Annotated in this window: 28 protein-coding genes; 25 read left to right on the forward strand and 3 right to left on the reverse strand. The window is 53.6% G+C overall.

Annotation, left to right across the window (positions count from 1 at the left end; all coding sequences use genetic code 11):
- Positions 1-57: 57 nt before the first annotated feature.
- Together QMG93_RS15165 and QMG93_RS15170 are read left to right on the forward strand one after the other, a co-directional pair.
- Positions 58-699, forward strand: a complete 642-nt coding sequence (locus tag QMG93_RS15165) for a phospholipase D family protein (protein ID WP_281937811.1) — start codon at positions 58-60, stop codon at positions 697-699.
- Between the two features lie 1,192 nt (positions 700-1,891).
- Positions 1,892-2,236, forward strand: coding sequence for an Ig-like domain-containing protein (locus QMG93_RS15170; RefSeq protein WP_281937812.1), 345 nt, complete (start codon positions 1,892-1,894; stop codon positions 2,234-2,236).
- Positions 2,237-2,561: 325 nt separating this feature from the next.
- Here QMG93_RS15170 and QMG93_RS15175 read toward each other — a convergent pair whose 3' ends face one another.
- Positions 2,562-2,873 (reverse strand): tyrosine-type recombinase/integrase, encoded by a 312-nt coding sequence (locus QMG93_RS15175; RefSeq protein ID WP_281937814.1) that lies wholly within the window; start codon positions 2,871-2,873, stop codon positions 2,562-2,564.
- A 710-nt stretch (positions 2,874-3,583) separates the two neighbouring features.
- On the opposite strand from QMG93_RS15175, the gene rsmD reads away from it, so the two are divergent.
- On the forward strand, positions 3,584-4,153 hold the full coding sequence (rsmD, locus tag QMG93_RS15180; protein ID WP_281937816.1) for a 16S rRNA (guanine(966)-N(2))-methyltransferase RsmD: 570 nt from the start codon (positions 3,584-3,586) through the stop codon (positions 4,151-4,153).
- Positions 4,154-4,183: 30 nt separating this feature from the next.
- Positions 4,184-4,708 carry a pantetheine-phosphate adenylyltransferase gene (gene coaD, locus QMG93_RS15185; RefSeq protein ID WP_281937818.1) on the forward strand — a complete coding sequence of 175 codons (525 nt, stop codon included), beginning with the start codon at positions 4,184-4,186 and terminating at the stop codon, positions 4,706-4,708.
- A gap of 14 nt (positions 4,709-4,722) precedes the next feature.
- On the opposite strand, the gene QMG93_RS15190 is transcribed toward coaD, so the two are convergent.
- Positions 4,723-5,988, reverse strand: a complete 1,266-nt coding sequence (locus QMG93_RS15190) for a nucleoside recognition domain-containing protein (protein WP_281937820.1) — start codon at positions 5,986-5,988, stop codon at positions 4,723-4,725.
- A gap of 144 nt (positions 5,989-6,132) precedes the next feature.
- Here QMG93_RS15190 and QMG93_RS15195 point away from each other — a divergent pair, with 144 nt between their 5' ends.
- Positions 6,133-7,206 carry a SepM family pheromone-processing serine protease gene (locus QMG93_RS15195; RefSeq protein ID WP_281937822.1) on the forward strand — a complete coding sequence of 358 codons (1,074 nt, stop codon included), beginning with the start codon at positions 6,133-6,135 and terminating at the stop codon, positions 7,204-7,206.
- A gap of 2 nt (positions 7,207-7,208) precedes the next feature.
- Here the strand turns inward: QMG93_RS15195 and QMG93_RS15200 are convergent, their stop codons facing one another.
- The gene (locus tag QMG93_RS15200) at positions 7,209-8,444 is read right to left on the reverse strand and encodes a nucleotidyltransferase (protein WP_281937823.1); all 1,236 of its coding nucleotides are present in this window, start codon (positions 8,442-8,444) and stop codon (positions 7,209-7,211) included.
- A 153-nt stretch (positions 8,445-8,597) separates the two neighbouring features.
- Between QMG93_RS15200 and QMG93_RS15205 the strand changes: the two genes are divergently transcribed.
- From QMG93_RS15205 to lepB, 20 genes are all read left to right on the forward strand, one after another.
- Complete coding sequence (locus QMG93_RS15205) at positions 8,598-9,125, forward strand: YceD family protein (RefSeq protein ID WP_281937825.1); 528 nt, start codon at positions 8,598-8,600, stop codon at positions 9,123-9,125.
- A 40-nt stretch (positions 9,126-9,165) separates the two neighbouring features.
- On the forward strand, positions 9,166-9,339 hold the full coding sequence (gene rpmF, locus QMG93_RS15210) for a 50S ribosomal protein L32 (protein ID WP_010501119.1): 174 nt from the start codon (positions 9,166-9,168) through the stop codon (positions 9,337-9,339).
- A 178-nt stretch (positions 9,340-9,517) separates the two neighbouring features.
- Positions 9,518-10,126 (forward strand): transcription factor FapR, encoded by a 609-nt coding sequence (gene fapR, locus QMG93_RS15215; protein ID WP_281937827.1) that lies wholly within the window; start codon positions 9,518-9,520, stop codon positions 10,124-10,126.
- A complete protein-coding gene (gene plsX, locus QMG93_RS15220; protein ID WP_281937829.1) occupies positions 10,110-11,105 on the forward strand; it encodes a phosphate acyltransferase PlsX in 996 nt (331 codons plus the stop codon). The genes fapR and plsX overlap by 17 nt, the downstream gene beginning before the upstream one ends.
- Positions 11,106-11,107: 2 nt before the next feature.
- The gene (locus QMG93_RS15225) at positions 11,108-12,106 is read left to right on the forward strand and encodes a beta-ketoacyl-ACP synthase III (protein WP_281937832.1); all 999 of its coding nucleotides are present in this window, start codon (positions 11,108-11,110) and stop codon (positions 12,104-12,106) included.
- A gap of 100 nt (positions 12,107-12,206) precedes the next feature.
- Positions 12,207-13,148, forward strand: a complete 942-nt coding sequence (fabD, locus tag QMG93_RS15230; RefSeq protein WP_281937833.1) for an ACP S-malonyltransferase — start codon at positions 12,207-12,209, stop codon at positions 13,146-13,148.
- A 27-nt stretch (positions 13,149-13,175) separates the two neighbouring features.
- A complete protein-coding gene (gene fabG, locus QMG93_RS15235; protein WP_281937834.1) occupies positions 13,176-13,916 on the forward strand; it encodes a 3-oxoacyl-[acyl-carrier-protein] reductase in 741 nt (246 codons plus the stop codon).
- A 170-nt stretch (positions 13,917-14,086) separates the two neighbouring features.
- A complete protein-coding gene (gene acpP / locus QMG93_RS15240; RefSeq protein ID WP_010501107.1) occupies positions 14,087-14,320 on the forward strand; it encodes an acyl carrier protein in 234 nt (77 codons plus the stop codon).
- Between the two features lie 135 nt (positions 14,321-14,455).
- On the forward strand, positions 14,456-15,694 hold the full coding sequence (gene fabF / locus QMG93_RS15245) for a beta-ketoacyl-ACP synthase II (protein WP_281937837.1): 1,239 nt from the start codon (positions 14,456-14,458) through the stop codon (positions 15,692-15,694).
- Between the two features lie 105 nt (positions 15,695-15,799).
- Entirely contained in the window at positions 15,800-16,504 is a 705-nt protein-coding gene (gene rnc / locus QMG93_RS15250; RefSeq protein ID WP_281937839.1) for a ribonuclease III, read from the forward strand.
- A 206-nt stretch (positions 16,505-16,710) separates the two neighbouring features.
- Positions 16,711-20,286 carry a chromosome segregation protein SMC gene (gene smc, locus QMG93_RS15255; RefSeq protein WP_281937841.1) on the forward strand — a complete coding sequence of 1,192 codons (3,576 nt, stop codon included), beginning with the start codon at positions 16,711-16,713 and terminating at the stop codon, positions 20,284-20,286.
- A gap of 32 nt (positions 20,287-20,318) precedes the next feature.
- Complete coding sequence (gene ftsY / locus QMG93_RS15260) at positions 20,319-21,323, forward strand: signal recognition particle-docking protein FtsY (protein ID WP_216796199.1); 1,005 nt, start codon at positions 20,319-20,321, stop codon at positions 21,321-21,323.
- A gap of 112 nt (positions 21,324-21,435) precedes the next feature.
- Positions 21,436-21,786 (forward strand): putative DNA-binding protein, encoded by a 351-nt coding sequence (locus QMG93_RS15265; RefSeq protein WP_281937843.1) that lies wholly within the window; start codon positions 21,436-21,438, stop codon positions 21,784-21,786.
- 30 nt (positions 21,787-21,816) lie between these two features.
- Positions 21,817-23,184, forward strand: coding sequence for a signal recognition particle protein (ffh, locus tag QMG93_RS15270; protein ID WP_063187537.1), 1,368 nt, complete (start codon positions 21,817-21,819; stop codon positions 23,182-23,184).
- Between the two features lie 38 nt (positions 23,185-23,222).
- Positions 23,223-23,495 carry a 30S ribosomal protein S16 gene (rpsP, locus tag QMG93_RS15275; protein WP_010501096.1) on the forward strand — a complete coding sequence of 91 codons (273 nt, stop codon included), beginning with the start codon at positions 23,223-23,225 and terminating at the stop codon, positions 23,493-23,495.
- 22 nt (positions 23,496-23,517) lie between these two features.
- Positions 23,518-23,748: a KH domain-containing protein gene (locus QMG93_RS15280; protein WP_010501094.1), complete on the forward strand. Its 231-nt coding sequence runs from the start codon at positions 23,518-23,520 to the stop codon at positions 23,746-23,748.
- Positions 23,749-23,826: 78 nt separating this feature from the next.
- Positions 23,827-24,351, forward strand: a complete 525-nt coding sequence (gene rimM, locus QMG93_RS15285) for a ribosome maturation factor RimM (protein ID WP_281937847.1) — start codon at positions 23,827-23,829, stop codon at positions 24,349-24,351.
- Positions 24,348-25,115, forward strand: a complete 768-nt coding sequence (trmD, locus tag QMG93_RS15290) for a tRNA (guanosine(37)-N1)-methyltransferase TrmD (protein ID WP_281937850.1) — start codon at positions 24,348-24,350, stop codon at positions 25,113-25,115. Before rimM ends, trmD begins: the two co-directional genes overlap by 4 nt.
- Positions 25,116-25,420: 305 nt before the next feature.
- Complete coding sequence (rplS, locus tag QMG93_RS15295) at positions 25,421-25,762, forward strand: 50S ribosomal protein L19 (RefSeq protein WP_010501088.1); 342 nt, start codon at positions 25,421-25,423, stop codon at positions 25,760-25,762.
- A 74-nt stretch (positions 25,763-25,836) separates the two neighbouring features.
- On the forward strand, positions 25,837-26,433 hold the full coding sequence (lepB, locus tag QMG93_RS15300) for a signal peptidase I (protein WP_010501086.1): 597 nt from the start codon (positions 25,837-25,839) through the stop codon (positions 26,431-26,433).
- Positions 26,434-26,454 lie beyond the last annotated feature (21 nt).

Genomic DNA, 26,454 nt, shown 5'->3' on the forward strand with positions numbered 1-26,454 from the left:
TTGTGGAGCTCTATGAGTTCGTGATACGATGTGTAAAAAATGTAAAGGAGACAGGCCATGAAGAAGTATCTTGGACTCCTCGCTCTGGTGATAATGATCGTGAATGCAGGCTGTACGCAAGCAGAACCTCCAAAAGCAACTGCCGCCCCTGAGCAGAATACCGCGCCGGCAACAACACCGCAGGATACACCAAAAGAAGCAGCTAAACAGCAAACAACAACGAATGCAGAGTTTGCTTTTACGAAAGCGGATCAGCATCCTGAAAAGGTTCTGATCGATGTCATTAGCTCGGCGAAGGAGACGCTGGATGTTGCGATCCACAGCATCACGCATCCGGACATTGTAGCGGCGATCCGTGATGCTAAAAAACGCGGCGTAGCAGTGCGTGTAATTACGGACAAGACCCAGTCCGAAGGGAAAGCGCAGGGAGAGGCTTTAAAGATCCTTAGCAGCGCGGGGATTCCGATGAAGATCAACAGCCACAACGGCCTGATGCACCTGAAGGTGACGATCGCAGATAAGAAGGTCGTAACCACCGGCTCGTATAACTACTCCAAGGCGGCAAGTACAACGAACGATGAGGTTCTGGTTGTAATCCGGGAGGAAGGGGCAGCAAAAACATTTTCAGATGAATTCGAAAAGATGTGGAACGATACGAAGGGTTTTAAACCGATTGAGAAGAAGGTTGCAAAAAAATAGCGACAACTCCACCAGTATTAGGAAGGCATTCGTGGCAGCCGACCACGTAGCGGTTTTTTTACAAGAGTCCCGGCTAGTCAATTGAACTGGTCAGGGACTCTTCCACTTACTGCAAAGGCAATTGCGACTAGGCCTACTATAGATCGGTCGTATGTACTTTCGAGAATGGTTTATGCCTTATGCCTCATGTCTCGCCGCGTCCGTTTCCCCTTTTTTTACCCGCTCGCAATGCTTCATTCCAAAAATAGCTAGCCTCATTTGATCTCCCTTCGTAAATACCCATCTTTTCCAGTGTCGAAGTTGTCCGAATCATCCCTTTCCCCGCAGCGTAAGACTCATCGGCCGCTGTCGTCAGCGGGAGCTGAACGTAAGGTAGGCACGGCAGCAGCAGCGAAGATGTCATACCCGCTGGCATTTCATATTGCATTGCTGCTGCTGCGAAGGAGGAAGTTAGAGCAAATTTAAAAGCATGAAAATGAGCTGATTTCTCTTAAACTAATCCCAAAGATCACCCAAAATCTACCGGTCCACCTATAACCTGTAACTGAAAAACGCCCGACAAAGGTTGGAAAAAACCAAAAGCGGTTCCCATTCGTAAGCCAAACAAAAGTATTTCGAAACAAACAACGGGAGATAGCTCCGGGGTCAACAGCAAAAGCAGAAATGGGGGGTTCAAAAGGTGGAGGAGGGAGCGTAGGTACCTGTTGTGCAGTCGTTCCAGGCGGTGGTCCAAATGGAGGCATAAACGCCATTCGATGTCACTCCTTTTCGAAAGTAGGCTAATGCAATATATGTAAGAGGGCATTCTTCGGGTTGGACCAATGCCTATATATATCGCGGTGGTTTCAATTCCTCATAGATTTGATCGAAACTTGAGCATAAACCAGACGAAGAAAGCACCGGCGAATAGCAGAGACACTTGCATTGTAATTGTATGGGTACCGGAAAGAAAGATAATAGCGCTAATGCATTACGAATTTTGGGGTATCAATTTATTACCGTGAAGATGTAGTGGTGGGGTATCCTTGGACAATAGATCGTTGACAAATTTACCTAAAAATCGACTTTTTTTGTACAGGATATTACCGCTTATCTGCCAGTTAATCAAAAATGTCTAAGTGAATTGGGAAACAATGTATACTAGCTTTGTGTTCAGTCGAACTGAACAAAAAAAATTAAAGGAGCGTTTGATATGAAAAAAATTGCATCTTTGGCATTACTATCGGCTTTATCAGTAGTCTCCATTGCTTCTGGGGCAAATGCTGAACAAGTGCAGTCTCGTGAGACTAATATCAGCGTGGTAGCTTCTGACTCCGCCTCCACATTTGCAAGTCCCATAGAAAGGGAGAAAGAATTAAAAGTCGGGAAGACACTGCAATTGCCACGTGGATATCAGTATTTCCCTCAAGGGGGCTGGCCGGATAAAATTGAAGTGGATTCAGACGGCCTTGTAACTGGAAAGAAAAAAGGTAAAGCCACAGTACAGGTGCTGGATGGATCAAAACTAAAATACGTTTATTACATTACTGTATATTAAAATTTTTTGTATCTGGTAAATGTACGCTAAGCGGTAAAACTGGATTCCTACAACCTTATTTGAGTACATCTTTGGGCATTAATGGAAACTTTGAATTTTGAACACTCCCACTAGCTTTCGCTGGTGGGATTTTTTTACTTAGTGAAGTGTTTCTACAAGGTAATTTACATATTTGTTTTAGTCGACTATTTTTGTACAGAATCATTTGGTGGACAATGGACATTTTCGCTTATCAAGATCGTGGCAGAAGTATGCCGCAAATCATGTAATCTAATGTATCTTAGTTTAGGATGGAGATTATGAAACTCGCGCCACTTATCCTTGATCAATAATCGATATTTTTATACAATAAATATTTTTCTAATTCCTTAACCACAGAAGGAGAAATCGCGATTTTGCGGGTCTTATTGTTTTTAGGTAATTTAATGATTGGCCTTCCTGACTTAAATTTGGGGATGGATTGCTTACTCTCTATAAATCCCTTTTCTAAATCGATATGTTTCCATTGAAGTCCCAGAAGTTCAGCGCGTCTCATACCGGTTGTAAAAGCAAGTATGATGAGGATTCGAACTTGAATAATTTCAGTCTGAAGGGCATTAAATATATCAAAAATCTCTTCTTGATTATAATGTTCCATTTCTTTGGTAGCATCTTTTGGTTTAGTGATTCCATCGATAGGATTCTCTTTTAAAACTTTTCATGAAACAGCTTTCGAAAAAATACTTTAAAACACTTGGAAAATATATGCAATTGATGATGGACCAAGGGGGCCTTTTTTATCGATTCGTGCATCTGGTTTTTCAAGTTTATATAAAAATCTACTATGTGCAGAGTTTTGATTTGATCAATACGCATACGTTTAAAGAAAGGAAGGATTCTTACTCATTTGTTGTTTCGTACTTTCGCAAACTCGCCAGTACTAAAACTGAGGACGCCGTAAATTGGCGTCCTTTTCGCTGAGATCTATGTTTAAATGAAGGAAAAAAATTTAGTCTACAAATGGTCTATAGTGTTCGAAAAACGTATCTGTTATAGTGTGTTAATTTTTCTGTTACATATAAAATTTCTTTAAATAAAGCATTACTTTATACTGTACCAATAAAATCGGGGCCCGTCTCGCGACGAGCCCCTTTCATGGGAGAGGAGAAACCGGACGAAGAGCTTATGGGGAACGTAAGTCTTCTCCGCGGTTGTCTACGACATTTTCGGATGTCGATGATATAAGGATGATCCTTTTTGCAGAAAGATATACATCCGCTGGGAAAATTTTTTTGGATTTTTTGTGCAAAAGATTCCGTTTGTGATACGATATCAATATTAAGTTTGGCGGAAAGAAGGCTATACAGCATGAGAGTCATATCGGGAAGTGCCAAAGGGCGGCCGCTGAAGTCGGTACCGGGCATGGGAACCCGGCCCACGACGGACAAAGTGAAAGAAGCTGTATTCAGCATGATCGGCCCTTATTTCGACGGCGGACAAGTGCTGGATTTGTTTGCGGGCACGGGTGGGCTGAGTATCGAAGCGTTGAGCCGGGGGATGGATCGTGCCGTGCTCACGGATGTTGATAAAAAAGCCATCGACACGATTCGCCACAATCTTCAGGCGACCGGGTTGACGGAGCGGGCCGAAGTGTACCGCAATGATGCGGTGCGCGCACTCAAAGCGCTTTCCAAGCGGGAAGCGCGTTTTGATCTGGTGTTTTTGGACCCGCCGTACAAGCTGAAAGTGATTGGAGAGCTGCTGGAGGAGCTGCAGCAGGGCGGATTGCTGGCCGACGGAGCGCGGATCGTGGTCGAGCATGACGCGGAGGACCGCCATGAGGGGGACTTCGGAGGGCTCGAATGGCTGCGGCGGGCCGAGTATGGGGATACTGCCATTACGATTTACCGAACCCGTTTCGAGGGTAAAGAGACTTAAACTCGACAATAGAGGGAGCTGACTGTACCAATGAATCCAATTATCGAGATTGGCGATCATCCCGGGATGCGGGTGGCCGTGTATCCCGGCAGCTTTGATCCGGTGACGAACGGGCATTTGGATATTATTCATCGCGCGGCTAAGGTGTTCGATAAGCTGATTGTCGCCGTACTCAACAACACCAGCAAAAATCCGCTGTTCTCGGTGGAGGAGCGGACGGATCTGCTGTGGAAGGTGACCAGAGATTTGCCGAACGTCGAGATCGACAGCTTCCGGGATTTGCTCATTAATTATATGAAGCAAAAAAACGCGCACCTCATCGTCCGTGGACTGCGGGCGGTTTCCGATTTTGAATACGAGCTGCAGCTGGCCTCCACCAATCGTAAGCTATGCGAGGACATCGAGACGTTCTTTATGACGTCGACGCCGAAATATTCGTATTTGAGCTCCAGTATTGTGAAGGAAATCGCCCGTTTCCATGGCCCTGTGGTCGATCTGGTCCCTCCGGAAGTCGAGCAGGCGCTGCGCGGCAAATACGGTAGCGGAAGCTTGTAGTTCGGAAGGAAGGTTTACCGCTGATGGCGGCGGTGGAAGAGAAAGGCGGTAAATACCGAGAGCACAAGCAGGACAAGCAGCATCGTGCCGAACTGCAGCATCATCGGGCTGATTAAGGGCCACAAACTATCGTGCTCGAAGGACCAGCCAATGTGGGCTGTGGCATAGTGTGCAAGCACGGGCTGCTCTCCGCCAAGCGAATCGGTGAGCGGTTTCCAAGCTAAGCAGGTGAGCACAAAAGCAATTCCGCCATGCTCAAGCCGGGAGCGTAGAAAGCGCAGATAGCGCAAGTCGGAAGCCACAGTCAAGCTTTTGACTTGGGCGTGCGTGGACAAGCCTCCCCACGAGAGCAGCAGACTGAGCAGCGCATACGGCAAGGCCGACGAAGCGGCTTCTGTATATTGCGATAAGGCATACGCTCCGAGATGCGGTTCGAAGAAACCGGCCAGCAGCGCTTGGGCAAGCGTCAGAGCGTTGTCGCGGTTAAGGCCAAGTGCGGAGGCGAGGGAAGCGGCAGCGGAGACAAGCCCTGAAAGCGAAACGGCGTGAAGCAGCACGGAAAACATCATCATGCACCCGCCGATTAGAAAAAGCTGCTGGACGCTTGACGTCACCGAATCTCCCAGCAGCTTCCCGAACGTCCGGCCGTCGCGCGTCCGGGCGTCTTGAAATGCGTCGAAGCTCCGACTGAGCCACCCTGAGCCTCCCTTGTTCTGCGATTTCGTTGCCGGCAGAGGGTGAGGTACAGAGGCGCTGCGAAAACGGTGGAGCAGGGCCAAGAGCAGCGTGGAGGCATAATGGATGACCGCCAGCGCAAGTCCGGCGGTCGCGCTTTGCAGGAAGCCGACGCCGACCACGCTTACGAGGAAAACCGGGTTCAGCAGGTGAGAGACCGAGAGCAGCCGCTCTCCTTCGTCGCGGGTCAGCGTGCCGTCCTTACGAAGCTGGCCCACGGCTGCGGCACCGGCCGGCATGCCCGCTGTGAAGCCGAGCGCCACAATCCAGCCGGCGACTCCCGGGAGCCTGAATAAAAGGCGCAGCAGCGGCTCGAGCAGCACGCCAAGTCCGTGCAGCACGCCCATGCCGCGCAGAAGCTCGGTGACGATCAGGAAGGGCAGCAAGGCCGGGAAGACAAGCTTCCACCAGAGCTGCAGCCCCTGGAGCGACGAGCGAAACGCTTCGTCGGGAAATGCGATGATGCTGACGACGAGAGCAAGCGCCGCAGCGCCGAGCAGCAGCGTCGCAAAGCGCGGGGAGAAGAGAACCTGTAACCGTTGCATTCGAATCATCACTCCAGCTTGGGTTAGTGGTACATGTTTACGCTTTGTCCGCATGGAATAGACCTGACAGGCGTACGCTACCTATAGAGATACAACATTTGCGAACGGCTGGGGGGGAAGCTGCCAATGGGAGAGGCACGACACATGAAACGCGCTTCACGCGTCGTTTTTTCCGTTTTTATTGCGATAGCGCTTTTATACGTGGTTTATTTTATGCCTTTGCCGCTCTATATTTTTAAGCCGGGGACGGCCGAGGACATTCATCCGATGGTTCACGTCAAGCAGGCTGCAGAGGAAAAAGGCAAGTTCATGCTGACTACGGTGCAAGTGGCCGACGCAACCGTATTCGGCTATTTGATGTCCTATGTCCGGCCCTACGAAGAGCTGCGGCTGAAGCGGGATCTGCTCCGCAACAACGAGACCGAGGCGGAGTATTCGCAGCGTCAGGAAGTGGTTATGCTCACCTCGCAGGCGGACGCGATTCAGGCGGCATACAACCGGTTGAAAATTCCTTACCATATCAGCAAGGATGGCGTCGTCATCCAGCAGGTATATCCGAATGTTCCGGCGCATGACGTGCTTCAGGCCGGCGATACCATCGTGAAAATCGACGACAAACCGATCCAAACGATGGATGAGGTGCGAGGCGGCGTCACAGGCAAAAAAGCGGGGGACAGCGTCTCGATCAGCTACAAGCGCAAAGGCGTGGTCCAGACGAAGGATATCGCTTTGGCCGCGCTGCCTGCCGATCCAAACGCAAAACCGGCAGAAGCTTCGCGTGTCGGGCTTGGAGTCGTATTATCGGAATTGCACAGTGTGAAAGCCGATTCCGAGGAGCAGCAGGTAACTATTCAGGCGGGAGACATTGGCGGGCCGTCGGCGGGACTGATGTTTTCGCTGGAAATCTATAACAGACTGGCGGCCGGCGATATTACGAAAGGCTATAAGGTGGCGGGAACCGGAGAGATCGATCCGGACGGACATGTCGGTGTTATCGGGGGTATTCAGCATAAAATCGTAGCGGCCGACCGGGCGGGCGCCGAAATCTTTTTCAGCCCCAAAGACTATAAAGCTCCGAACGGCCAGACGATCCCCAATTATTCGGATGCGAAGAAGCGTGCCGATGAGCTGGGGACCAAAATGACCGTCGTTCCGGTGGCTACGATGGGCGAGGCTTTGGATTATTTGGCGAAGCTGCCGGCGAAAACGGGAAGTTAGTATCAATCCGTCACAACGACCGGTGGTTCGTAGTAATCCGCGAACCAATCGCGGGGAGCAGGCGTTTCATATCCGAGCGCATAGACAGATGTAGCGCGAATATCCATCGCGAGCAGCGGCGAAAGCTTGTCCGTTACTTTGGTAACAACGGGTACCTTCGCCGTTGTTTTCATTCGTCGGAGCAGCTCCCTTCCTTGCGGACGAAAGCCAAGCACGCGCAGGTACGGCACACCTTGGCCGAGCGTTCCGACTGAGAGCTCTTCCTTGGTGTGATTCAGCAAAATGCGCAGTAAGGTGCGCTGCAGCTTGGTCCACGTGTAGCGTTTCGTTTTGAGTCGGTCCAGCAGCGAAGCGACGCAGCCCTCGCCTGGAGCCGTCGTCTCGGTCAGTGCCTGCCGGATGCGGTGCTCCAGCCCTTCCGTTACCTCGTGGAACGTCGCGAGCTGCTCCGGGGTATGATTCATGAGCTGCAGCATCAGGGGTTTCGCGAAGCGCTCCCAATCGACTGGCGCGCGTCCGGCCTGCCATTCCCGCTCCAAAATATCCAGCGTCGCCGCAGGCGCATAAGGGCGGAGGGCGTGCAAATTACGTTCTTCAAAAAGCAATTTGCGCAGAGCGGTAGCGCTTGCAATGCGACCGTCTGTAATATCGGTCTGATTGTATTCGGCTTTCGTCCTTGTGATCGTTTGCGGCAGGATGCCGCTGCGAAGCCGCCGCAGGGCAATCAAATAATGCAGCCCGAGCGTATTGTTCGGCTTGGCGAGCTCGCTTTCGTCCGCGCCCGGTACGAGCTGTGCTACGGCGCGACTGTAGGCGGCCGGATACGGGACGCCGGCCTTCAGCTCCTGCTGCAGCAGCTCCCGCAGCGGAGCGGGCTCGTCCTGCAAGACATCGGCCGCGGCTTCGAGCCAGCCAATGTCGCCGCTCTCGCTGCCGAAGCAGAGGCTGTCGACGAGCCCGGTAGCGTCGAGCGCGGAGACGGCGCCGAAGGCGAACCATTCCGCCGGCTGGGCGCTATAGGCGACCGGCAGTTCCAGAACAAGGTCGGCTCCCATGCGGAGCGCCATCTCGGCCCGCGCCCACTTGTTTACGACCGCCGGTTCGCCGCGCTGGAGAAAGTTCCCGCTCATGATGCAGATTGCGCTATCCGCTCCCGTTACCTTTTTCGATTGTTGGAAATGATAGTAGTGACCGTTATGCAGCGGGTTGTATTCGACGACGAGACCGACGGTTGACATGCGTAATGATTCCTCCCGATCAGCGTTTTCAGGCTCTTTTGCCATGAACGATTTTGTTTAATCACTATAGCATGAACATAGCATGAACTGAAAATGTTGACAAAACGGAACCGAAGTCGATATAATAATCTTTGTTTGTTTGGGGTGATACTCATGTTTATACATTTGAAAGATTTGGCATCCAAAGGCACGATCCGGATCGAAGGCACGGAAGATCTGACAGGCATTCTGCCGAAGTCCGGAAGTCTGCTCGGGTATGGCCCGCTGCAGGTGCGTTTGGAAGCTCGGGACAAGGCCGGCACGGCCGAAGTCACGGGCGAACTGGACATCGACGTGGAGCAATCGTGCTCACGCTGCTTGTCCCCGATCGGACAGCATTTGACGATTCCGTTTCATGAGACGTTTGTGAAGGGCGAAGAGCAAGAGCTGGAAGAGTCCGAGGATGAGGACCAGGACGAGGAAGACGTGCTGTATGTCTCCGAGGACCGGTTCGAGCTGAAGCCCTATTTGGCGGAAAGCGTCATGATGGCGCTGCCGTTCATCCCGCTGTGCAGTGAAAATTGTCAAGGACTGTGTCCCGTGTGCGGAACGAACCGGAACGAGAAGGCTTGCGAATGCAAGACGGAGAAGGTGGACCCGCGTTTGGCCGGACTTGCGGATTTTTTTAAAGACCGATCGTAACCAGGAACGCAGGCTGAATTCGTTGAAGGAGGTGGGAAATATGGCAGTACCTCAAAGGAGAACATCCAAAACGCGCCGCGACAAGCGTCGTACTCATTTTAAATTGGAAGTACCGGGCATGGTAAAGTGTGACAATTGCGGTGAATTGAAATTGGCTCACCGAGTTTGCAAAGTTTGCGGTCAATACAAGAAAAGAGAGATTATTAGCCAATAATCTTCCTGCAGACAAAAGAGATAGTACTCCACCTTTAGGTGCAGTGCTATTTTTTTTGTCTGCTTGCGCTTCCCTTTTTATGCAGAATCCAGTATACTTTGCTTTGTGACTTGGTCATAAGAGATAGTGCCATGTCCTATGCATCAGGTGGGGACCTCCCTAGTTAAGCTAAAAAAAGGTGGTGCTCGTTATCGAACGCCTTCCGAAACGACAGCGCCAGCAGCAGTTGGCCAAAGCGATCGAAGAAAACCCGTTTATAACGGATGAAGAGCTGACGAAGCTGTTTCAAGTCAGCATCCAGACGATCCGTCTGGACCGGCTCGAGCTTGGCATTCCCGAGCTGCGAGAGCGGATGAAGCTGATGGCGGAGCAATCGTACGATCAGGTGCGTTCGCTTCCGCTGCATGAAGTTATCGGGGATGTCATTGATCTGCAGCTCGACAAGAGCGGCATTTCTATGTTCGAAATTCGAGAAGAGCATGTGTTCTCCCGGACGAAAATCGCCCGGGGTCATCATATATTTTCTCAGGCCAATTCCTTGGCCGTTGCGCTGATCAACGATAAGGTGGCGCTGACCGCCGCTGCGGACATCCGTTTCGTACGGCAGGTTAAACTGCAGGAGAAGTGTATTGCCAAGGCTTATGTCCGTTCGATCTCCAAAGGCAAGGCGAAGGTCGAAGTTTTTACATACGTCGGAGACGAAGTGGTATTCCAAGGGAATTTCATTATTTATCATGCGAGCAAAGATCGGCATGAAGGAGGTGAGCTTCATGCGGATAGCGATTGACGCGATGGGCGGAGACCATGCGCCGCAGGCAGCGGTGGATGGCGCGATCGCGGCGGCCGAAGAATGGCCGGATACGACGGTTGTGCTAGTTGGAGATACAAGCGTGCTGGAGCCATTGCTTCAAGGCAAGAAGCTTGCGAATCTGGAGTTGAGGCACGCAAGCGAGATAATCGAAGCGGATGATGAGCCGGTGAAAGCGGTGCGGCGCAAAAAGGACGCATCGATGGTCGTCGCCGGACGTATGGTGAAGGAGCAGGAAGTAGGCGCCATGATATCGGCGGGCAATACGGGAGCATTGATGACGACGGGCCTCCTGGTTGTCGGTCGAATCAAAGGAATCGAGCGCCCTGCGCTTGCGCCGATGCTTCCGACGGTGGACGGGGAAGGCATTCTTGCGCTCGACCTCGGAGCGAATATGGACGCGACGGCGGAGCATCTGGTGCAGTACGCCATCATGGGCAGCTTGTATCGAAGCAAAGTGCATGGGGTGGCCGAGCCGCGCGTCGGTCTCCTTAACGTGGGCACGGAAGCGATGAAAGGCAACGAGCTGACGAAGGCGGCTTTTCCGCTGCTGGAGCAGGCGCCGATTCGCTTCATAGGCAACGTCGAGTCGCGCGACGTGCTCCGGAAGCCTTGCGACGTCATCGTATGCGACGGCTTTGCGGGGAATATTATGCTTAAATCGATGGAAGGGGCGGCCTCGGTCATCTTTTCCGTCTTAAAAGAGCAATTTATGCGTACGTGGTACACGAAGCTGGCGGCGGCGGCGGTGAAGAAGGGCCTCAGCCAATTGGGTAAAAAAATGGATTACACCGAGCACGGCGCAGCGCCTTTGCTGGGCATTAACGGTTTGGTGCTCAAAAGCCACGGCTCGTCCAACGGCGTAGCTTTTAAAAATGCGGTGCGTCAAGCCCGGGTCGCTTTGAAAAACGATTTGGTCCGCAGCATTTCTGCGGAAATTAGCAACGGGAGCGAGTAGTTATGAATAGCAGCTTAAAGCCTGTAGGCATTCTCGGAACGGGAAAATATGTGCCTGAGAAGGTACTGACCAATTTCGAGCTGGAACAAATGGTGGACACAAACGATGAATGGATCGTCACCCGCACCGGCATCCGCGAACGCCGCATCGCTTCTACGGAGCAAGCGTCGTCGGACTTGGCCTATGAAGCTTCGAAAATCGCCCTGAAGAACGCGGGCGTCACGCCGGAAGAGATTGATTTAATTATTGTGGCGACGGTTACCCCGGATATGGCGTTCCCGTCGACGGCATGCATTTTGCAGGACAAGCTTGGGGCCAAAAAAGCGGCCGCCTTCGACCTGTCTGCGGCTTGTTCCGGATTTATCTACAGCTTGGCTAACGCCGCCAATTTCATCGCCAACGGAACGTATAAATATGCGCTTGTGGTAGGCGCGGAATGTTTGTCTAAAATTACGGATTACACCGACCGGAACACATGTATTTTGTTCGGGGACGGTGCAGGCGCAGTCGTGCTCGGCACCGTACCGGAAGGCCGCGGATTTAAATCGTTCGAGCTTGGCGCGGACGGCACGGGCGGCCCGCTGCTGAATGTTGCTGCCGGCGGCTCCCGCTGTCCGGCATCGCCGCAAAGTCTGGAAGGCAAGCAGCATTTCATCTTCATGGCCGGCAGCGAGGTGTTCAAATTCGCGGTCCGCATTATGGGAAGCGCTGCGGAAGAGGCGCTGCGCAAGGCGGGAATCGACAAGTCCGAGGTGGATTTGCTCGTACCGCATCAGGCGAATATCCGCATTATTCAGTCCGCGCTGCAGAAGCTGAATTTGAGCGAGGACAAATGCATGATCAACCTGGACAAATACGGCAACGTGTCGGCAGGATCGATTCCGATCGCTCTTGCGGAGGCGGCGGAATCCGGACGGGTCAAAGAAGGCGACTGCTTGGTGCTTGTCGGCTTCGGCGGAGGCTTGACTTGGGGCGCTTCCGTCTTGGTATGGGGTAAATGAATGATCCGGAATATGGATTTCAATCTTAATATCTTTGTGCAGGACCGGCCGTTCCGGTCTATCCGAATGGCTTGCTGTCGGTAATAAAGGAGAATCGGATATGGGGAAAATCGCATTCGTATTCCCGGGCCAAGGGGCTCAGGCGGTAGGGATGGGGAAAGACGTTTATGAGGCGGATGCCGCCGCACGGGGCATTTTCGAATCGGCCGACAAGGCGCTCGGCTTCCCTCTCAGCCGCATCGTTTTCGACGGTCCGGAGGACGAATTGAAGCTTACCGTTAATACGCAACCTGCGCTGCTGACAACCAGCATAGCCTACCTTCAGCTGTTTCGCGCGCGCCATGGCATTCAGCCGGATTATGCCGCCGGGCACAGCCTCGGCGAGTACAGTGCGCTTGTGGCGGCAGGCGTGCTGAGCTTTGAAGACGCGATCCGTACGGTACGTGCACGCGGCGAGTTCATGGAGCAGGCGGTCCCGAGCGGACAAGGCGCTATGGCAGCCGTGCTAGGCGCCGAGCGCGAAGCGCTGCGCCAGCTGTGCTCGGACGTTAGCGGGCAAGGAACCGTCGTCGAGCTTGCCAATCTGAACTGCCCGGGACAGATCGTTGTTTCCGGCAGTAAAGAAGGGGTGCAGGCCCTCGCTGAGCGCGGCAAAGAGGCCGGCGCGAAACGCGTGATTCCGCTTGAGGTTAGCGGGCCGTTTCATTCCTCGTTGATGAAGCCCGCTTCCGAGCGTCTCGGCGGCGTGCTGGAGTCCGTTGAAATGAAAGCGGCGGCCGTTCCGGTCGTTGCCAACGTGACGGCGCTGCCTGTGCAGGAGCCTGCGGAAATTAAGCAGCTGTTGATCGATCAAGTACATTCCTCCGTGCTGTGGGAAGACAGTGTTGCATGGCTGCTCGGACAGGGTGTGGACACGTTTGTCGAAATCGGCAGCGGCACCGTTCTGGCAGGTCTGATCAAGAAAATCGACCGCAGCGCGAAAGTGTATTCCATCAACAGTCTGGAAGCCATCGAGAAATTTCAGCTGGAAACGACGGAATAAACGATTATTCATGGGAGGGATTGACGCATGCTAACGGGTAAGGTAGCACTGGTTACCGGCGCATCTCGCGGCATCGGCCGGGCCATCGCCATCGGTCTCGCGGAAGCAGGGGCCGATGTGGTCGTCAACTACGCGGGCAGCGAAGCGGCGGCGGCGGAAGTTGTGCAGGCCATCGAAGCGCTGGGACGCAAGTCGTTTAAGGTGAAGGCGAACGTCGGTTCCGTGCAGGAAGTCGAAGAGATGTTCAAGCTCGTCCTGGAAGCGTTCGGCCGGATCGATATTTTGGTCAACAACGCGGGAATTACGCGGGATAACCTGATTATGCGCATGAAGGAAGAGGAATTCGATCAAGTGATCGAGACGAATCTGAAAGGCGTATTCAACTGCGTAAAAGCGGCTACGCGCCCGATGATGAAGCAGCGTTCGGGACGGATCATCAACATCTCGTCCGTCGTTGGAGCGATGGGGAATGCCGGTCAAATGAACTATGTAGCCGCCAAAGCCGGCGTCATCGGTATGACCAAATCGGCAGCAAAAGAGCTTGCTTCGAGAGGCATTAACGTCAACTGTGTGGCTCCCGGTTTTATCGAGACCGATATGACGGACAAGCTGGCAGAAGATCTGCGCTCGCAGCTTTCGTCGCAAGTTCCGCTGGCTCGCCTGGGCCAACCGGAAGACATTGCCAAAGCGGTGATATTCTTGGCGTCCGACGATTCGTCCTATATGACGGGGCAGACGCTTCATGTCGACGGCGGCATGTATATGTAGCGCGGCTTGCGGCAACAATGGGCGGAGGTGCGGGCGCGTGTATCGCATTGCCAGAGTTGCCGCAAAAATTGAATTTTTTGGCGAAAATAGTTTTTTTTCGCACTAAACGAGGCTTTACTATGGCATTTTGTCCATAAGTTAAGTATAATACCAAAGAGGAGGTGAACCGGATGTCCGACGTTTTGGATCGCGTAAAACGCATCGTCGTGGACCGTCTCGGCGTTGACGAAGCGGAAGTGACCCTTGAGGCTTCTTTTAAAGATGATTTAGGTGCCGATTCTCTCGATGTCGTGGAATTGGTTATGGAATTGGAAGATGAGTTTGATATGGAAATCTCTGATGAAGACGCAGAGAAAATCACTACTGTAGGTCAAGTAGTTGAGTACATAAAATCTCATACGTAAAACGCATAAGTCCCGTTTTTCTTGGATAAACGGGACTTATCTCCATTCCGTGCCCAACTGCGCACACCAGTGAGCTCGACCCCTTACGAATGAAGTACATAACGAAGGTTATTTACGATAGAGGTGAATTACAACATGAAACAAAGAGTCGTTATTACAGGTCTCGGCGTGATGTCTGCGCTAGGACGCGATCTTGAAACCTTTTGGGGAAATCTGTTGTCCGGAAAGTCCGGCGTCAGCGCGATTGAATCATTTGACGTCAGCGAATATCCGACACGGATCGCCGCCGAAATTAAAGATTTCAACCCGGAAGATTATTTTGACAAGAAAGAAGCCCGCCGCATGGACCGCTTCGTGCAATTTGCCGTAGCCGCCACTATAACGGCCTTGAAGGATGCAGGACTGAATGTGAAAGAAGATACCGATCCGGAACGGGTCGGCGTTTATGTCGGCTCGGGGATCGGCGGCTTGTCGACTTGGGAAGAGCAGCATAAAATTTTGCTTGAAAAGGGACCGAAGCGGGTCAGCCCGTTCTTTATTCCAATGATGATCGCCAATATGGCATCAGGGCAAATCTCGATGATAACGGGTGCCAAAGGACCGAACAGCACGGCCGTTACCGCCTGTGCGACAGGTACGCACTCCATTGGAGACGCCTTCAAGACGATCCTGCACGGCGATGCGGACGTCATGATCTGCGGCGGTGCGGAAGCGACGATCAGTCCGACGGGCGTTGCCGGCTTTTGCGCGCTGCGCGCCATGTCGACCCGCAACGACGAGCCGGAAAAAGCGAGCCGTCCGTTCGATACGGATCGCGACGGGTTTGTCATGGGCGAAGGCGCCGGCATTCTCATTCTGGAATCGCTGGAGCATGCGCAGAAGCGCGGAGCCCGCATTTACGGCGAAGTGATCGGCTATGGCATGAGCGGAGACGCGCATCATATGACCGATCCGGACCCGGACGGCGCTGCACGCTGCATGGTCAAAGCCGTGAAAGACGCCGGCATTCCGTTTGAAGCGATCGATTATATCAACGCGCACGGCACTTCGACGCCGATCGGGGACAAATCGGAGACGACTGCGATTAAGCAGGCATTCGGCGAGCACGCTTACAAGCTGGCTGTCAGCTCGACCAAGTCGATGACCGGTCACTTACTTGGCGCAGCGGGGGGCGTGGAAGCGCTCATCTGCGCACTGGCTTTGAAGCATGGCATGATCCCGCCGACGATCAATCTCGATAATCAGGATCCGGAATGCGATCTGGATTACGTGCCGAATACGCCGCGCTCGTTCGATCTGCGTATCGTCATGTCGAACTCGTTCGGCTTCGGCGGCCACAACGCAACGGTCATTCTGCAAAAGTACGAGGCTTAAGGGCATAGACTTCACGGGGCTGGCCAAACTATAACATTGTTTCGTGGGGTTGGCTGCACAATTCAATCTCCACGAAACAAATTGCTTACACGAAGGTGATTAGATATGCATCGCAACTTAAAACAGCTGCAAGCGGACCTGGGGATTTCGTTCCGGCGTCCCGACCTTCTACGGCAGGCATTTACCCATTCTTCCTACGTGAATGAGCATCGAATCGGTCAATGCAAGGATAACGAGCGGCTGGAGTTTCTCGGCGACGCTGTCCTGGAGCTAACCGTGTCGGAATATTTGTTCGACAAGTATCCGGACCGCACGGAAGGCGAATTGACCAAATTGCGGGCCTCCATCGTCTGTGAGCCCTCGCTCGTCGGCTTCGCCGAGCAGCTCGACTTCGGATCTTATGTGCTGCTCGGCAAAGGAGAAGAGCTGACCGGCGGTCGAACCCGTCCGGCACTGCTCGCAGATGTGTTCGAATCGTTCATCGGTGCGCTTTACTTGGACCAAGGTTTGGAGCCGGTGCGCGCTTTTCTAAGCCGCCATATGTTTCCGGGCCTGCCTCAGCAAGGGCGTCTGTTAACGGCGGATTACAAAACGATTCTGCAAGAGCATACCCAGCAGCATAATATGGGCCCCTTGGAATACAAAATCGTAGACGAACGCGGACCTGCACACGAGCGGGAGTTCGCGGCGGAAGTATATCTTCATGAGGAAATGCTTGGTCGGGGACTTGGCCGCTCCAAGAAGGAAGCGGAGCAGCACGCGGCCGCAGAAGCGCTTTCGAAGCTGGAGGTCAAGGTGGATCAGTCATAAAGCAAGTTCGCAGAAGGTGACGGCCGTATAGCGGGCCGTCACTCTTTTTTTTGCAGGCGGACGGGACCGTTAGTCAAAAAAACGTTCTCGTTTAGGTTCAGACGACAGCAAGTCAATCGCAGCCTGCGTATAGATCGACTGCTGAAGCGGTCGGTATCTACTATAGGTCCGGAATATGGTACAATAGCCGTAAGAGGTGAGCCAAGTTGTTTTTGAAACGTATCGAGCTCTCGGGCTTCAAATCGTTTGCGGATCGGACCGAGCTGGAATTCGTACAAGGAATTACGGCAGTGGTCGGGCCGAACGGCAGCGGAAAAAGCAACATCTCCGACGGCATCCGCTGGGTGCTTGGCGAACAGAGCGCCAAGTCGCTGCGCGGAGGCAAGATGGAAGATATTATTTTCGCCGGAAGCGATGCCCGCAAAGCCGTCAATTACGGCGAAGTATCGCTGACGCTCGATAATGCGAGCCAGTCGCTGCCGCTGGATTACAGCGAAGTGACGGTCACCCGGCGCGTGCACCGCAGCGGGGAAAGCGAATATATGATCAACAAGCAGCCCTGCCGGCTCAAGGATATTACCGAGCTCTTTATGGACACGGGAATCGGGAAGGAAGCTTACTCGATTATCGGGCAGGGGCGCATCGAAGAAATTTTGAGCACGAAATCGGAAGACCGCCGAGGTATTTTTGAAGAAGCTTCGGGGATCGTCAAATATAAATCGCGCAAGCGCGAAACGGAAAAGAAATTGCAGGAAACGGAGCAAAATTTGCTGCGTATCCACGATCTGGTGTCGGAGCTGGAAGACCAGTTGGAGCCGCTGCGTGTGCAGTCGGAGAAGGCGGTGCGTTTCAAAGAGCTGAAGGAAGAGCTCAAATCGAGCGAAATCGCGATGTATGTTCATCAGATCGAGCAGATTTATGCAAGCTGGACGGATACGAACGCTCAGCTTGAGAAGCTTCGCGAATCGCAGCGCGAATTGTCCGGCGTGATCAGCAAGCAGGACGCCGAGCTGGAGAAGGAACGCTGGGAAACGCGGCGGCTGGAGGAAGAGATCGAAGGATTGCAGCAGCACCTGCTTCAGCTGAGCGAGGATTTTGAGAAATGCGAAGGCCAGGGCGAGGTGCTGAAGGAGCGGAAAAAAAATTACGCTTCCAATAAAAACCAGATCCGGCTTGCCGTTGTCCAACAGGAGCAGCGGGTGCTTGATAAAGAGGCTGAAATTGCGCAGCTGCGCGAAAAAATCGCCGGGATCGGAGCGGAGCTTGCAGAGACGCAGGCCAAGCTGAAAGCCGAGGAAGACCGGCTGCTCGGCGTAACGGGAGGCATTAGCAGCGCGGAGGAAGATCGGCTGAAGGGCGAACTGCTCGAAGTGCTGAACGATTCCGCCAATGCCCGCAATGAAGCGCGGTATGCCGAGCAGCAGCTTGAAGCACTTGGCCGCCGGCTGGACCGGCTCGACGACGAGCACCGCAAGTGGCAGGAGCAGCAGGAGAGCATCGCGGAGCGCAAAGCGGCTCTGGAGAAGAAGCTCGAAGAAGCCATAGCCGCGATCGCGGAGGTGCGGAATCAGTATCTGGAGCTCAGCCAAGGACTCAAATCGAAGCAGACGCTTTCGGAAGAGGCGCAGGCCGCCGTCCGCAAGTGGGAGCAGAAAATCGATTCGATGGTGTCGCGGCGTGATACGATGCGCGAAATGGCGAACGACTATGATGGCTTTATGCACGGCGTCAAGGAAGTGCTGAAGGCGAAGGACCGCGGCGATCTGCGCGGCATTCGCGGCGCGGTGGCCGAGCTTGTCAAGGTGCCAGCCCATGTGGAAGTCGCCATGGAGACGGCGCTGGGCGGTGCGCTTCAGCACATCGTTGTGGATAACGAAGCGAACGGCAGGGATGCGATCGCTTTTCTGAAGCGCCGTCAGCTCGGCCGGGCGACGTTTCTGCCGCTGGACGTTATTCGCAGCCGGTCCATACCGGAAGGCGAACAGCGCCAAATCCAAGGAATGGAAGGCTTTGTCGGCATCGCCGTCGATTTGGTGCAATTTGAAGATACGTACCGGCAAATTGCCGGCAGCTTGCTCGGTAATGTCATCATTGCGAATACGCTGGAGGTTGCCAACCGGATTGCGGCCCGGGTGCAGTACCGGTACCGCGTCGTCACGCTGGAGGGCGATGTCGTGAACCCCGGCGGCTCGATGAGCGGGGGCAGCCAGCAGAAGAAAACGACCAGTCTTCTGAGCCGTCAACGGCAAATTGAAGACATGGATAAGGACATCTCGCTGTCCGAAACCCAGCTGAAAAGCTTCCGGGCCAAAGCGGAGGAGCTGCGCCGCGAAATCGGCGAAACGACGCGCAAGCTGGACGAGCTTCGGGCGGAAGGCGAGAACCGGCGGGTCGAGGAGCAGCAGATTCGCGCTTCGCTTGAGCCGTTGGAGCATGAAGCGAAGCAAGTGGCCCAACAACTTGCGCTGTACGGCGCGGACGGCGAAACGCTGGCGGCCGAGCGCAGCGATTTGGAGCGCCGGCGGACGGAAGCTCTTGAGGCGCAGGAGCGACTGCAGCGGCAGGAGGCCGAGCTGCAGCAGGCCATCCGCGACGCCGAAATTCGCCGCAAGGCGAGCGAGTCGGAGAAGGAGGAGCTGCAAACGCAGCTCACCGACCTGAAGGTGAAGGTCGCGGCGCAATCGCAGGAGAAGCAGTCGATGCATGAGCAGGAGCGCCGTTCCCGCAATGAGCTGGAGATGATCAAGCACGAGCTGGAAACGAACAGCGAGCAGGAGCGGCAGCTCGACTCCGACATGGCGAATCACGAGCAAGAATCCGTGCTGCAGATTGAGCAGCTTAATGATTTGAAGCTGAAGAAACAGCAATGTGCGGAGCAGCTGGATATGAAGCGCGCGGAGCGGGCGCAGTGGGTGGCCAAGCTCGAAGCCGAGGAAAGCAAAACCAAGGAGCAGCGTACCCAACTGCGGCAGATCGAGGAGCAGCTCCATCAGACGGAGGTTCGCGTGAACCGCTTGGACGTGGAGCTGGAAAACCTGCTCAAAAAGCTCTCCGAAGATTACGAGCTCAGCTATGAGCTGGCGAAAGAGCGCTATCCCGTACCGGAGGACGTTCCCGGCACCCAAAATAAAGTTCGCGAGCTGAAGCGCGAAATCGCCATTCTCGGGGAAGTCAACCTCGGGGCGATTGAAGAGTACCAGCGTGTTAATGAGCGATACTTGTTTTTGGCGGAGCAGAAGAACGATCTGGTGGAGGCCAAAACGGCGCTTTATCTCGTAATCCGTGAGATGGACGAGGAAATGGGAAAACGATTCCGCTCCACGTTCGATGCGATCCGTTCGCATTTTGTCGTCGTCTTCGGCAAGCTGTTCGGCGGCGGTCGGGCCGACCTGATTTTGTCGGAGCCGGACAATTTGCTTGACACGGGCATTGAGATCGTAGCGCAGCCTCCGGGCAAAAAGCTGCAAAATTTGCAGCTGCTCTCCGGCGGCGAACGGGCGTTGACCGCCATTGCGCTGCTGTTCTCGATCATCCGCGTCAAGCCCGTGCCGTTCTGCGTGCTGGACGAGGTCGAAGCGGCGCTGGACGAGGCGAACGTGACGCGTTTTGCCGAATATTTGCGCGAATTTTCGATGTCGACGCAATTTATCGTCGTCACGCACCGCAAAGGCACGATGGAGGAAGCCGACGTGCTGTACGGTGTGACGATGGAAGAGGGCGGCGTATCGAAGCTCGTATCCGTCCGTCTGGAAGATGACGAAGCCATTATGGAAGCCGGCTGATGCCGATATATTGAGATTGAGGTAGGTGCCCCGTGAGCTTTTTTAAACGATTGAAAGAAGCGATTTCGACCAAAGCCGAAACGGTAACGAACAAGTTCAAGGAAGGCTTGGCCAAAACGAGAGACGTGTTTGTCGAGCGCGTTGAGGATCTGTTCTCCCGCCGCAAAAAAATCGACGAGGATTTTTACGAGGAGCTGGAAGAAATTCTAATCGGCGCCGATGTGGGCGTGAACACGGTGCTGAAGCTGATCGAGGATCTGCGGGCCGAAGTCCGCAAACGCAAAATCGAGAATCCGAGCGAGCTGCAGCCGATTTTGTCCGAGATGCTGATCGCGCTGCTCAAAGGGCAGGAGCAAACCGGGCTGCGCATGGCCGAATCCGGCCTCACGGTCATTTTGTTCGTAGGCGTCAACGGCGTCGGCAAAACGACGACGATCGGCAAAATGGCCCATATGCTGAAATCCCAGGGCAAAAAAGTGCTGCTTGCCGCCGGAGACACGTTCCGTGCCGGAGCGATCGAGCAGTTGGAAGAATGGGGGCGCCGCGTAGGCGTCGACGTGATCAAGCAGCAGGCGGGCTCAGACCCGGCTGCGGTCATGTACGACGCGCTGCATGCGGCCAAATCGCGCGGCGTGGACGTGCTGCTCTGCGATACGGCGGGCCGGCTGCAGAACAAAGTCAACCTGATGGAAGAGCTGAACAAAATTTACCGCGTCATCCGCCGCGAGGTGCCGGAAGCACCGCACGAGGTGCTGCTGGTGCTCGATGCGACAACCGGACAGAACGCTTTGCAGCAGGCGAAGCTGTTCGATGAGAAATCCGGTCTGAGCGGCCTCGTGCTGACCAAGCTGGACGGAACGGCAAAAGGCGGCATTGTCGTCGCGATCCGTCAGGAGCTGCAGCTGCCGGTCAAATTCGTCGGCCTCGGCGAGAAGATGGACGATCTGCAAGCGTTCGATTCCGATCAATTCGTGCATGCGCTGTTCAGCAAATGGATTGCCGAGTCGGAAAAGGAAGAGGAAAAAGCCGGTCAATAAGCCGGCTTTTTGCCTGACAAGGAGAAAAGCTTGACATCCCTCTTCAGTTTCAGTATGATAAGTGAGGTTGATTTGCTGTAAAGTGTTTTACCTTAACGGGGGTGAGGCACGAATGACGGAGGAACATGTCCTTCAAAAGACGAATCGGATTAATCTGCTGTTCGATTTCTACGAACGGCTGCTGACGGAAAAGCAGCAAATGTTTTTGAAGCATTATTTTCACGACGATTATTCGCTTGGCGAGATCGCATCGGAATTCAGCATCAGCCGTCAAGCGGTTTACGAGCATATTAAACGGGCCGAATCGGTACTTGAGGATTACGAAGGCAAGCTGGGGCTTCTGGAGAAGCACGAAGAGCGGCAGCGGCTTCTGCGGCAGCTTGAGGCGCTTAGCGGTGGTCTGCCGGAGCCTCAACGTATGGAGATTCAGGCCGTCATGGAAAAGCTTAACGAATTGGATTAACATATTCCCTCCGGAAGGTGGTGACGACCTGTGGCATTCGAAGGACTATCTAGCCGGCTGCAAAGTGTATTCAGTAAGCTTAGAGGAAAAGGCAAGCTGACCGAGGACGATGTAAACGAAGCGCTGCGGGAAGTACGGCTTGCGCTCCTTGAGGCGGATGTCAACTTTAAGGTCGTCAAGGAATTCATCGCCAAGGTGAAGGAACAGGCGATCGGACAAGAAGTGCTGCAAAGCTTTACCCCGGCGATGGTTGTCGTCGATATTGTAAATAAAGAGCTAACGGCCCTGATGGGCGGCACGCAAAGCAAGCTGGCGCGGGCGAACAAGCCGCCAACGGTCATTATGATGGTCGGTCTGCAAGGTGCAGGGAAAACGACGACGACCGGCAAGCTGGCGAAGCTGCTTCTCCAGCAGAACCATCGGCCGTTGCTTGCAGCAGGGGACATCTACCGTCCGGCTGCGATCAAACAGCTTCAAGTGCTGGGCGAGCAACTCAAAGTCCCGGTGTTTTCGCTTGGAGACAAAGTAAGCCCTGTCGAGATTGCGAAGCAGGCGCTGCAGCATGCGAAGGATCATAACAACGATTATTTGATCGTTGATACCGCGGGCCGTCTTCACATCGATGAAAGCTTGATGGACGAATTGAAGCAAATCGTCGAAGCGGTCAGCCCTGACGAGATTTTGCTGGTGGTCGACGCGATGACCGGACAAGACGCAGTCAACGTGGCCGAAAGCTTCCATAAACAGCTGGAGCTGACGGGTGTCGTGCTGACCAAGCTCGACGGCGATACGCGCGGGGGCGCGGCGATTTCGGTCAAAGCCGTCACCGGCTGCCCGATCAAATTTGCTGCCATGGGCGAGAAGCTGGATGCGCTCGAACCGTTCCATCCGGAACGGATGGCTTCGCGGATTCTCGGCATGGGCGATATGCTCACGCTGATCGAGAAAGCGCAAGCGAGCATCGACGCCGACAAGGCGAAGGAAATGGAACGCAAGCTGCGTACCGCGGAATTCACGTTTGACGACTTCCTGGAGCAGATGGAGCAGGTCAAAAAGCTGGGTCCGCTGGACCAATTGCTCGACATGCTGCCGGGCGCAGGGAAGATCAAGGGCATGAAGGACGTCAAGGTCGACGATAAGCAAATGTCTCGCGTCGCTGCGATCGTCAAGTCGATGACCAAGGAAGAACGGCAAAATCCGGATCTGCTCAGTCCGAGCCGGCGCAAGCGTCTGGCTGCGGGCAGCGGCAATTCCGTGCAGGATGTCAACCGGTTTATCAAGCAGTTCGAAGATATGCGTAAGATGATGAAGCAGTTCTCCGGCATGATGGGACCCAAAGGGGCCAAGCAGCTGAAGAACCTCAAGAAGCTCGGACGCGGGATGAAATTCCCGTTTTGAGATAAATGATGTTTAACTCTATTGGGGAGGTGATATACATGGCAACTCGCATTCGTCTGAAGCGTATGGGCGCTCACAAAGCTCCTTTCTACCGCGTAGTGGTTTCGGATTCCCGTTCCCCGCGTGACGGTCGTTTCATTGAAGAGATTGGCACATACAATCCGGTTGCTCAACCAGCCGTTGTGAATATTGACGAGGAAAAAGCACTGAAATGGCTCCAAAATGGTGCGCAAGCTTCCGATACGGTTCGCAGCCTGTTCAGCAAAGCTGGCATTTTGACAAAATTTCACGAGTCTAAACTGCAGAAGTAATCTGTAAGATTCGGAGGGTACGATGAAGGATCTTATTACCGTTATCGCCAAGGCGTTGGTGGATCATCCTGAAGAAGTACGCGTGAATACGGTCGAGGACGACCGCAGCATTACGTTTGAGCTGTCGGTACACCCCGACGATGTCGGCAAAGTGATCGGCAAGCAAGGACGTATTGCCAAAGCACTTCGTACCGTAGTCACATCCGCTGCAGTGAAAGAACCGAAACGCGTTTCGGTTGAAATCGTGTCATAAGGGAAACATGAGAGTTAGGAGCTGCTCCTAACTCTTTTCTCTTCCTATAAGCTCCTATTCCAAACCCGGGAGGGTCCTATGAGCGAAAAGTTGTATACGGTTGGAAAGATTGTAAATACGCATGGCATCCGCGGCGAGCTTAAGATCGTCCCGGAAACGCATTTTCCGGACGAGCGCTTTGCCAAAGGCAGCAAGCTGGTATTTGTCCATCCCGAACAAGGGACGCAGCTCCCTGTTACGGTAGAAGCGGCCCGTGAGCAAAAAAACATGTTCATCATCAAATTCCAAGGCTTCACGAACATCAACGAAGTGGAAAAATATAAAGGCTGGCTCTTAAAAGTCGAAGAGCAATACTTATCTGAGCTTCCCGAAGACGAGTACTACTACCACGAAATTATCGGCTGTACGGTCTTTACGGAAGAAGGCGAAGAGTTGGGTACGATCTCGGAAATTTTGTCCCCTGGGGCGAATGACGTCTGGACCGTCAAGCGTCCGGCCGGCAAGCCGCTGCTGCTCCCTTATATCGACGATGTCGTGCTCAGCGTCGACGTAAACGAGAAGAAGGTTACGGTCCGCCTGATGGAAGGCTTGCTGGACCTATGAGAATCGATGTGCTGACGCTTTTTCCGGCGATGTTCGACGGGGTCTTTACTTCGAGTATTTTGGGGAAGGCACGGGAAAAAGGATTAGTCGAGCTAAATACGGTCAATTTCCGGGATTACGCGAACAACAAGCATAATACGGTGGACGATTATCCGTACGGGGGCGGCGGCGGAATGGTGCTGAAGCCGGAGCCGCTATTCTCTGCGGTTGAAGATGTAACCTCCGGACTCGAATCGAAGCCTCGCGTGATCCTGATGTGTCCTCAAGGCGAGTCGTTCTCGCAGAAAAAAGCCGAGGAGCTTGCGGCAGAGCGGCACTTGATCTTCATTTGCGGACACTACGAAGGCTATGACGAGCGAATCCGCGAGCATTTGGTGACGGACGAGCTGTCCATCGGCGATTATGTGCTGACCGGGGGAGAGCTGCCGGCGATGGTCGTGATCGACAGCGTCGCACGTTTGCTTCCCGGCGTGCTGGGCAACGAAACGTCGGCGGTGACGGATTCGTTCAGCACCGGCCTGCTGGAATACCCTCATTATACCCGTCCCGCGATTTTCCGTGGCTGGGAGGTTCCCGAGGTCCTGATCTCCGGCCACCATGGGAATATCGAGGAGTGGCGCAGAAAGCAGTCGCTGGAGCGCACATGGAGGAAACGTCGGGATTTGCTGGCGGGGATCGAGCTCACGCCTAAAGAGCGCCGCTGGCTTGACGAATGGGAAGCACAGGAGCGTTCCGGGCGAGAATCCTCCGGTAAGCCGGAATGACGGGCCTCAGGAAAAACCGTTTTGCGTCATGCGCAGGAGCATGAGACAAGACGGTTTTTTAATTTGACGGATGGAATACATTTTCGTTTTAACGGGAATAATGTGGAAATAACGGATCGATTTGCGAAAATGGATCGGACCTTCATCTTACAGCAAAGAACTGGTTGTGTTTCCCTTGAGTTTATGCTATGATATAAAACGTTGTGGCAATTTGCTTGAATACGGTGGTCCTCTGCGCGTGACATCGAAGAACCGACATCTAATAGCAGCGGCATGAACACCTGTGTGGAAGGAGGGAGTCATCCATGAACTTGATCCAAGAGATTACGAAGGAACAACTGCGCAGCGACATTCCGAGCTTTCGTCCTGGCGACACTTTGAAAGTGTATGTTAAGGTTATCGAGGGTTCGCGCGAGCGTGTCCAGCTGTTCGAGGGCGTTGTTATTAAGCGCCGCGGCGGCGGAATCAGCGAAACGTTCACAGTAAGAAAAATTTCTTACGGTGTCGGCGTTGAGAGAACGTTCCCGATTCATACTCCGAAGATCGATAAGATTGAAGTGGCTCGCCGTGGTAAAGTCCGTCGCGCGAAGCTCTACTATCTTCGCGGTCTGCGCGGTAAAGCAGCAAGAATTCAAGAGATTCGATAACGAAAACAAAGGGGCTTGCACACCAAGTCCCTTTTCGTTTTTTACCCCACTCTGGCGAAAGGGCAGGAAAGCTAATGGAGCAGGATCAAACCGTAGAAAAAACGAATCCCGTCAAAAACGAAGCTTGGGAATGGATCAAAGCGCTGCTGATTGCGGCGGCCCTCGTGTTTTTTATACGCTGGCTCGTTTTCGCCCCGTTCATTGTGGAAGGGCCTTCCATGGAGCCGAATTTCTATACGGGAGAGCGGCTCATCGTCAATAAGTTTATTTACAAGTTCGGGAAGCCGGAGCACGGGGAAGTCGTCGTGTTTCATGCGACCAAAGACAAAGATTACATAAAGCGCGTCATCGCCTTGCCGGGCCAAAAGGTTAAAGTCGAAGGCGACAAGGTGTATGTGGACAACCAATTGGTGGACGAAACCTATCTGAAGCCGGCGCTGGATAAAGCCGCCTCGGAAGGGAGGCCCTATAACACAAGAAATTTCCCGGAGCAGACAGTCCCCGAGGGTAGCGTATTCGTAATGGGCGACAACCGTTCGAACAGCTCGGATAGCCGCGACCCGTCTGTAGGCTTTGTCAATTATGATAAAATTGTCGGACGTGCCGACCTGATATTCTGGCCGTTCAATAAAATTAGCCTGGTTCATTTCAATAGTCCGAACCGGCAGTAGGTAAACAGATTGAGGTGACTC

The sequence above is a fragment of the Paenibacillus tyrphae genome (assembly GCF_027925525.1).
Lineage (GTDB): Bacteria > Bacillota > Bacilli > Paenibacillales > NBRC-103111 > Paenibacillus_G > Paenibacillus_G tyrfis_B.